General features: G+C 66.1%; 2 protein-coding genes. Both read right to left on the reverse strand.

What is annotated here, in order from left to right:
- The coding region (gene phoU, locus ACIY1X_RS19760; protein ID WP_399683807.1) for a phosphate signaling complex protein PhoU at positions 1 to 689 on the reverse strand (689 nt) is incomplete at its 3' end.
- A gap of 17 nt (positions 690 to 706) precedes the next feature.
- On the reverse strand, positions 707 to 1,350 hold a 644-nt coding region (gene pstB / locus ACIY1X_RS19765), incomplete at its 5' end, for a phosphate ABC transporter ATP-binding protein PstB (RefSeq protein WP_399683810.1).

Raw genomic sequence — 1,350 nt, forward strand, 5'->3', positions numbered from 1 at the left:
GATTCGATCTCTTGCATCGAAGTGTGCCGCACGTCGGCGCCCTTGACGACATAGATGATGAACTCGGCGATGTTCTTCGCATGGTCGCCGATGCGCTCGATGGCCTTGGCGACGAACAGCAGGTCCAGCCCGGCGGAGATGGTGCGCGGGTCTTCCATCATGTAGGTGACCAGCTTGCGCACGAAGCCGTCGAACTCCTGGTCGATCAGGTCGTCGTCCTTCAGGATCGACAGCGCCGCCGCGGTGTCCAGCCGCGCGAAGGCGTCCAGCGCCTTGCGCAGCAGGCCAGAGGCCAGGTCGGCCGCGATGCGCAGCTCCGACGCCGGCACCGAGCGCGCCGTGCCGTTGTCGATGACGGACTTGACCAGGCGGGCGATCTTGTTGGCCTCGTCGCCCACGCGCTCCAGGTTGGCGGTGGTCTTGGAAATGGCGATCAGGAGGCGCAGGTCGCGTGCCGTCGGCTGGCGGCGGGCGATGATGGAGGACAGCTCGCGGTCGATCTCGATCTCCATCGCGTTCACGCGCGCCTCGGTGTCCATCACGCGCTGCGCCGTCTCGCCGTCGAAGTGCAGCAGCGCATGGATGGCCAGCCGGATCTGCGATTCGGCCATGCCGCCCAGCTCCATCACGCGCGAGGAGACGGTGTTGAGTTCGCTGTCGAACTGGGTCGAAAGGTGCTTGTCGGGCATCTCGTCTCTCCTTGCGGTCAGCCGAAGCGGCCGGTGATGTAGTCCTCGGTCTCCTTGCGCTGCGGCTTGAAGAACATCTGCTCCGTGGGGCCGAACTCGATCAGGTCGCCCAGGTACATGTAGGCCGTGTAGTCGCTGCAGCGGGCGGCCTGCTGCATGTTGTGCGTCACGATCACCACCGTGTACTCGTTCTTCAGCTCGGCGATCAGCTCCTCGATCTTGGCGGTGGAAATCGGGTCCAGCGCCGAGCAGGGCTCGTCCAGCAGCAGCACCTCGGGCTTGATGGCGATGCCGCGCGCGATGCACAGGCGCTGCTGCTGCCCGCCCGAGAGGCCCGAGCCGCTTTGCTGCAGCTTGTCGCGCACCTCGGTCCACAGGGCCGCCTTCTTCAGCGCCCACTCGACGCGGTCGTCCATCTCGGAGGCCGAGAGGTTCTCGAACAGGCGCACGCCGAAGGCGATGTTGTCGTAGATCGACATCGGGAAGGGCGTGGGCTTCTGGAACACCATGCCGACCTTGGCGCGGATCAGCGCCACGTCCTGCCGGCTGGTCAGCAGGTTCTCGCCGTCCAGCTCGATCGCGCCCTCGGCGCGCTGTTCCGGGTACAGCTCGAACATGCGGTTGAAGGTGCGCAGCAGCGTGGACTTGCCGCAGCCCGAGG

Origin of the sequence: Xenophilus sp., from assembly GCF_044462705.1 — a bacterium.
GTDB classification, from domain to species: Bacteria; Pseudomonadota; Gammaproteobacteria; order Burkholderiales; family Burkholderiaceae_C; genus Xenophilus; species Xenophilus azovorans.